General features: G+C 67.0%; 6 protein-coding genes and 1 tRNA gene. 2 read left to right on the top strand and 5 right to left on the bottom strand.

The window, feature by feature from the left end; genetic code table 11:
- Positions 1 to 631 (bottom strand): folylpolyglutamate synthase/dihydrofolate synthase family protein (locus FVW20_RS06460; RefSeq protein ID WP_504739145.1); only part of this gene is annotated, 631 nt, incomplete at its 3' end.
- A 607-nt stretch (positions 632 to 1,238) separates the two neighbouring features.
- Between FVW20_RS06460 and FVW20_RS06455 the strand changes: the two genes are divergently transcribed.
- Positions 1,239 to 1,315: transfer RNA gene (locus tag FVW20_RS06455), tRNA-Arg, on the top strand.
- 134 nt (positions 1,316 to 1,449) lie between these two features.
- Positions 1,450 to 2,403 carry a DUF4875 domain-containing protein gene (locus FVW20_RS20200; protein ID WP_443677865.1) on the top strand — a complete coding sequence of 318 codons (954 nt, stop codon included), beginning with the start codon at positions 1,450 to 1,452 and terminating at the stop codon, positions 2,401 to 2,403.
- 66 nt (positions 2,404 to 2,469) lie between these two features.
- Here the strand turns inward: FVW20_RS20200 and FVW20_RS06445 are convergent, their stop codons facing one another.
- From FVW20_RS06445 to FVW20_RS06430, 4 genes are all read right to left on the bottom strand, one after another.
- Entirely contained in the window at positions 2,470 to 3,225 is a 756-nt protein-coding gene (locus FVW20_RS06445; protein WP_196608783.1) for a DNA-methyltransferase, read from the bottom strand.
- Positions 3,209 to 3,418 (bottom strand): Com family DNA-binding transcriptional regulator, encoded by a 210-nt coding sequence (locus FVW20_RS06440; protein WP_372434971.1) that lies wholly within the window; start codon positions 3,416 to 3,418, stop codon positions 3,209 to 3,211. The genes FVW20_RS06445 and FVW20_RS06440 overlap by 17 nt, the downstream gene beginning before the upstream one ends.
- Positions 3,419 to 3,679: 261 nt before the next feature.
- The gene (locus FVW20_RS06435; protein WP_196608782.1) at positions 3,680 to 4,123 is read right to left on the bottom strand and encodes a phage tail protein; all 444 of its coding nucleotides are present in this window, start codon (positions 4,121 to 4,123) and stop codon (positions 3,680 to 3,682) included.
- An 11-nt stretch (positions 4,124 to 4,134) separates the two neighbouring features.
- Positions 4,135 to 5,593, bottom strand: a 1,459-nt coding sequence (locus FVW20_RS06430; protein ID WP_196608781.1) for a phage tail protein, incomplete at its 5' end; no start/stop codon positions are given.

Raw genomic sequence — 5,593 nt, 5'->3', positions numbered from 1 at the left:
GCAGTTCGTCCATGGCGTCCGCTGGCTGGGGCGCGGTGACGGCGGGCACTCCGGGCCGTAGCGCACCGGCCTTGTCGGCGGCGATGGCGGCAATGGTGGGGCCCAGCACGCTTTGATGGTCCAGCCCGATGGGCGTCACGCAGACCACGTCGGCGGCCACGGCGGTGGTGGCGTCGTGCGCACCGCCAAGGCCCGCCTCCAGTACGGCAAGCTGCACGCCCGCCTCACGGAAGGCCAGCAGGCCGAGCACGGTGAGGAACTCGAAATAGGTAAGGGAATCGCCGCCCGCCGCCATGACCCGATTGGCCAAGGCAGGCCACTGGTCGGCAGACAACATGTCCTCGTCGATGCGGATGCGTTCACGCGGGGTGACGAAGTGTGGCGAGGTGTACAGGCCGGTGCGCAGCCCGTGCGCCGTGCCGATGGCGGCGAGAAACGTGGACGTGGACCCCTTGCCGTTGGTGCCCACCACCTGGGCCACGGTGAACGGCGGCGCGGCAAGGGACAACGCGTCCAGCACGCGCTCCATGCGGCCAAGGCCAAGGTCCATGTGGAACATGCCCAGCCTGTCCAGGTGGGCTTGCACGTCGTCATACGTGGCGAAGGGAGATGCGGCGGAAACGTTTGTCATGGTGAACGTGCCTGTAGAAGGAGCGGAAGCGCGCCCGGCAGCCGTACATGCGGAAGGGGCGCATCTCCTCCGGTAGGACGCCGGACGGGGCGCGTCAAGCAGGGGAGGGGATTGCATGCGGAAGGTGGAGGCGATGCGGGGGCGGCAGGGGGACGGTTGAAGCGGGGCGGGAGGCACCCCCCCGAATGGGCAGGGGCGGGCGTGGGTGCCGGAGCGAATGCCGACAAGGCTTGCGCGGTGGTTGGTGCGGATACGTTGAGCCAGAGTGGTTGGTGCGGACGGATTGCCCGGACGCTTTGCGTTGGGGCGCCACGGGTGGCGAGCGGCGACCGGTATGCTGGTGGTGCGTTGATGCTGCGACGATGGGGGGGCGGGGAGTGCGGCGAATGTGCGGCGGACAGGAGGCGGATACTCGGTGCGGCTGCCTTGCGGTCCGTATTCCGGCGTCCCCTCGATTCGGTTCCGGCCTGCCCCCCCCCAAAAAAAACACCACCGCCCTTACGTAAACACCGTGTTGCCCCGCCGTTGTCCACAGTCGCCCACCGTTGCCCCACCCTTGCCCTTGACCGGCGGCAGCGGCTCGGCTAGAAAAATCCCCTCTCGTCACGCGCCCGTAGCTCAGGTGGATAGAGCAGGAGCCTTCTAAGCTCTTGGCCGGGGGTTCGAATCCTCCCGGGCGCGCCAAAATAAAATCAAATGGTTGGCTGATAAAAAGAATGTTCTCGAATAGAGTTGGAAAAACTTTTCCAACCCTATTTCCAACCTTGGGGATGTGAATAGAAATATGTGAGTTGTCGCCATAGTTGAGAAATTTCGTCATGTCAGTTGAGAATGGTCGGTTCTCAAGTTGGGTGACAGGCATTGTGGTTGCTACGCGCGGGCGCGTGGGTGGGGCTTGGGCAGGGTTGCCCTGGCCCCTTTTCGTTGTGTATGTATTGGCAAGTATATCCAATGCGCAACGGGGAGGAGCCATGTCCGCTGTGTCTGCCGTATTCACTTTGTTGGCCGGGGCGGCGATGTTTGCCGCGCTGGTGGGACTATTCAAGCCTGCGTGGGTCATGCGGTGGGGCAAGCCCACGCGCGTGAAGGCGTTTCTGATGTATTTCGTATTGATGGCCGTGCTGTCGATGGGCATGGATGCTCCGCCGCAGCCGTCGCCTATCCCGGCATCGTCGCATAGCGTTGCATCCGCCCCCGTATCTTCGGCACCGGGCAGTGTTGTGGCGGCGCTACCTGCTCCTGTGCCGTACATGTTGGTGTCGTCAGAGGACATGTCCGGCGGATCCCGCAAGCGCTGGCGGTATCGCATCGTGCCTGCGGATGCCGACCAGTCCGAGCTTTCGCGGCAGAACATGGCAGCCACGGTCGTTGCGGCGGCCAAGTACTACACCGAGACGGGCGGGGCTGCCCTTGTCCAGGTCATTCTGGAATCGCAGGCCGACCGGCGGCCACATGCCGCAACCCAGCTTGCCACGGCGGAGTATTCGCCGGACGGCAAGGGCGCTGGCAACGAGACTGGCAAGGTCTGGCGCGTGACGGCGGGCAAGCGCGGTACCACGACGCAGGAGCGCGAGATGGCCAGCCTGTGGGGCGAGTTGCGCGGCCACTACCAGAAGGACGGCCTGACCGATGAAGATGCACTGCGCGCCGCCATTGCCAAGCGCATGGAGATTTCCCCCGGCGAGGTCAAGTTGCCGCGCATCCTCCAGGAAGAGGTGCCCCTTTCGCCGGACCAGCTTGCGGCAGTCCCATCCACCGGTCCCGCGCGGTAGTTTTCACTCCCCATCCATTCGCCCGGCAGCCCCCGGCAGGTTCTCCCCTGCCGGGGGCTTTGCGTTCTACTCCATGGTCAGCGCGTCGCGGTGGGCCGCTGCGATGCGGTCGGCGGCGATACGGTGGTATTCGGGCGACAGCTCGACGCCGAGGAACCTCCTCCCGGTGGCCATGCAGGCCATACCGGTGGTGCCGCCCCCGGTAAACGGGTCGAGCACAAGGCCGCCGGGCTGCGTCACGGCCAGCAGGTCGCGCAGCAGGGCCACGGGCTTGCCGGTCAGGTGGACCTTCTCTGCCGGGTTCACGCTGTGCCGCAAGACGCCCGGCAGGCAGTTGCGTGTGGCCGGGTTGGCCTTGCGCTTCACCGCGTAGACGAGGAATTCGGCGTCACGTCGAAACTCGCCCAACAGCGGACGGGCGGACGGCTTGTGCCAGACCACCAGCCCGCGCCACAGCCATCCGGCGGCCTGCACCGCGTCGGTGGTGGATGGCAGTTGCCGCCAGTCCGTGAAGACCAGCAACGGCGCACCATCGCGGGCCATGCGCCAGCATTCGGTCAGCCATAGTGTGGCCCACGTGGTGAAGCTGCGTTGATCCTTGTTGTCGCCCAGCATGGCCGGGTAACTGAGCTTTGTGCTGCCATGCTGATACTTGGTCGCCGGATCGGCCTGCCGGGCCGTCAGGGTCATCCCGCCGCTGGAATACGGCGGGTCGGTGACCACGGCATCCACGCTTTCGCCGGGCAGCCCCCGCAGCACGGTAAGGGCATCGCCCTGAATGATGGTGGCCACGTCGCCAATGCGTTCAATCGGTCGGTCCATGCGAAGTCTCCTTCGAGGCTCGCTGGCCTTCCGTGCCGGGGGTCGTGCCCCTCACGTGGTTCATGCACCCGCAGCGCGGGCATTTGATGGTGAGGTCGATGGCCTCTCCCTTGGCCAGCAGGCGGCGGCAGTTGCCGCAGCGTACTTCCCGTTGCGTGTGTCCCGTCATGACGTGCCTGGTGGTGATGGCCATTCGTGCCTGCTACAACCGTGGCCCCTTGCCCTTCGGGACAGGGGACCATGGAGCAGCGGAACGAACCGGCGGGCTGCTACCCTCCGGGGGCCGTGGTCCGGCGTGCTCGCGCCGGTCCAGTGGGGGCGCGCCAACGCCCCCGCCTGTTCCTCTCGGCTTCGTGCCCGGTCGCGCCGCCTCTTGCAGTTGACGCGACCGGGCCTTTCCTTCCCGTCCCTCTTCGATTGTCAGTGAGCATGCCCGGCGCGCCGGGCAACCACACTACGTGGGATAGCTGACCACGATGGCCAACACGGCGGCCACCGGGTCTGCGTCGGCCTGCGCGGCCAGCAGGGCCTGCTCCAGCTCCACGCGGCGGGCGGTCAGCATGTCCACCAGATATTCCAGCCCTTGCGGGTCCGTGACGGCCATCAGGGCCGATCCCACGGCCACGCCGGTGGCGGTTGCCTCCGCCCCGGCCAGCACGCCTGCGAGGGCCGTGTCGTATCCGGCGCGAATCTCGCGCGCCTTGGCGGTGGCCACCTCTTCCAGCGCGCGCTCCGGCGCCACAGCCACGGGGCGACCGTCGGAGCCGACCTGTATGATCATGCTGGCCTGTGCCGCGTGCAGGTAGGCATATTCAGCGTCCGTCAGCGGAATTGCGTCGTCGGGAATCTGGTGGAGTCCATCAAGAAGGAAGCCCTGCTCAACATGGTAATATTGCATGTCATTCCCCCTTACCGGCCTATGCCGAACACGTAGAAATAGCTGGAGCTGTCGCCAAAGGCTGCCCCCTCGCGAAAAATGACACCGGTAACATCGGCCTGCGCCGTTATCTGGGACGACGTGCCAAGGTCGGCGGGTGTTATCCACGCGCCATAGCACTCGTTGGGAAATGCGACGGGCCACAGGCGGCGGGTGCTGACGTTGGGGCTTTCCTGGACCTTCATCCGTTGTTCGATCACACCATCGGGCCGACGCCAAGCTGCACCCGGCACCAGGGTTACCCAATCGCTCCGGTCCACCTTTCCCGCCAGCGTGGCGGCCAGCGCGGCAATGTCCACCTCGCCTGCGTTGCTCACGGTGTCGAACGCCTTGATGCAGGGCAGCCAACTGACCGATGGCGGTCGCATGCGCCCGGTGGTCACGGAGAGTTGCGTGGTGGGGCTGCTGCTGTTTGCCGTGGAAGACTGGACCTGCTGTTGTCCATCAAGACTCCCCAGGTTCAGGCGCAAGCCCGCACCCGGCGTGCCGCCTTCGTAGAGCACGCCCCCGGTGATGCTCGAAGCATCCTGCCACGCACCAACGGCGCGCCCCCCGCTGGGGTCCGCCCCACGCACGAAATCGCGCAGCCGGGGGCATCGGAACGTCGTCGCCCCGTCACCGCTGGAAAACGCCCCCACCGACGATTGCACCGCCGCCTGTGCCTGCCACGCCGCCTCGGTAATGATGTTGCCGCTGGCCTGCGCCATGGCCCACAGTTGCGGGTACGCCGCGCGCAGCAGCAGCGGCCCGTCGTTGATGGCCAGCGAGCCCGCCGGGGGCTGCGTGCCCGGCCACCAGAAGGTCATGCCGATGGGCATGCCGCCCACCCGCCCCAGCGCATCGGCCAGTTGCTTCGGCGTCACGTAGTCTTCGGTGTCCGCGCCCTCGGCGGCCTCCTCGTCCGTGGCCCTGCGCACGAAGCCCGGCGTTTCCTCCGTGGCATAGGCATGCCCATGGGTGGCCAGTGCCATCGCAAGCGCATCCAGCCGCCCGGCGTGCGCGTCGGCAGCCGCATCATGCCCCTCCACCACCTGCGTCACGTACTGGCGCACGTACTGCTGGGTGGCCATGGCCGCGCTGGCGATGGTCAGGGTCACGGCGGCGGAGTTGGTCAGCGGCAGGCGGATGCGTTCGGTCACTTCCACCGCCGTGCCCTCGGCGATGAGCGGCTTGTAGGTTTCCGCGTGCGGCCCCACGGCCACCATGTCGCCCGCCTCGTCGAACAGGCCCCATTCGCGGATGAAGAACCCGCCCACGTTGAAGGGCAGCACCACGTCGGCCACCACCTCGGTGGGGGCGTCGGGGTTGACCATGACGGCGTTGACGTTGCCGCGCCACTTCTCTGCCGCAAGGCCGGTCCAGCTGGGCGCGGGCGCGGGCACGCTGCCCCCGCCGTCGCCCACGGCAATCTGCCGCAGCACCAGGGGCGCG

The organism is Nitratidesulfovibrio oxamicus (assembly GCF_015731765.1).
GTDB classification, from domain to species: Bacteria; Desulfobacterota; Desulfovibrionia; order Desulfovibrionales; family Desulfovibrionaceae; genus Cupidesulfovibrio; species Cupidesulfovibrio oxamicus.
The sequence above is the reverse complement of the archived record's forward strand: the minus strand, read 5'-3'. Positions and strand labels throughout refer to the sequence as shown.

Excerpts from the sequence above, each read along its gene's own strand:
- FVW20_RS06445 (WP_196608783.1), bottom strand. The coding sequence starts at position 3,225 with ATGGACCGACCGATTGAACGCATTGGCGACGTGGCCACCATCATTCAG.
- FVW20_RS20200 (WP_443677865.1), top strand. The coding sequence starts at position 1,450 with ATGTCAGTTGAGAATGGTCGGTTCTCAAGTTGGGTGACAGGCATTGTG.
- FVW20_RS06435 (WP_196608782.1), bottom strand. The coding sequence starts at position 4,123 with ATGCAATATTACCATGTTGAGCAGGGCTTCCTTCTTGATGGACTCCAC.
- FVW20_RS06440 (WP_372434971.1), bottom strand. The coding sequence starts at position 3,418 with ATGGCCATCACCACCAGGCACGTCATGACGGGACACACGCAACGGGAA.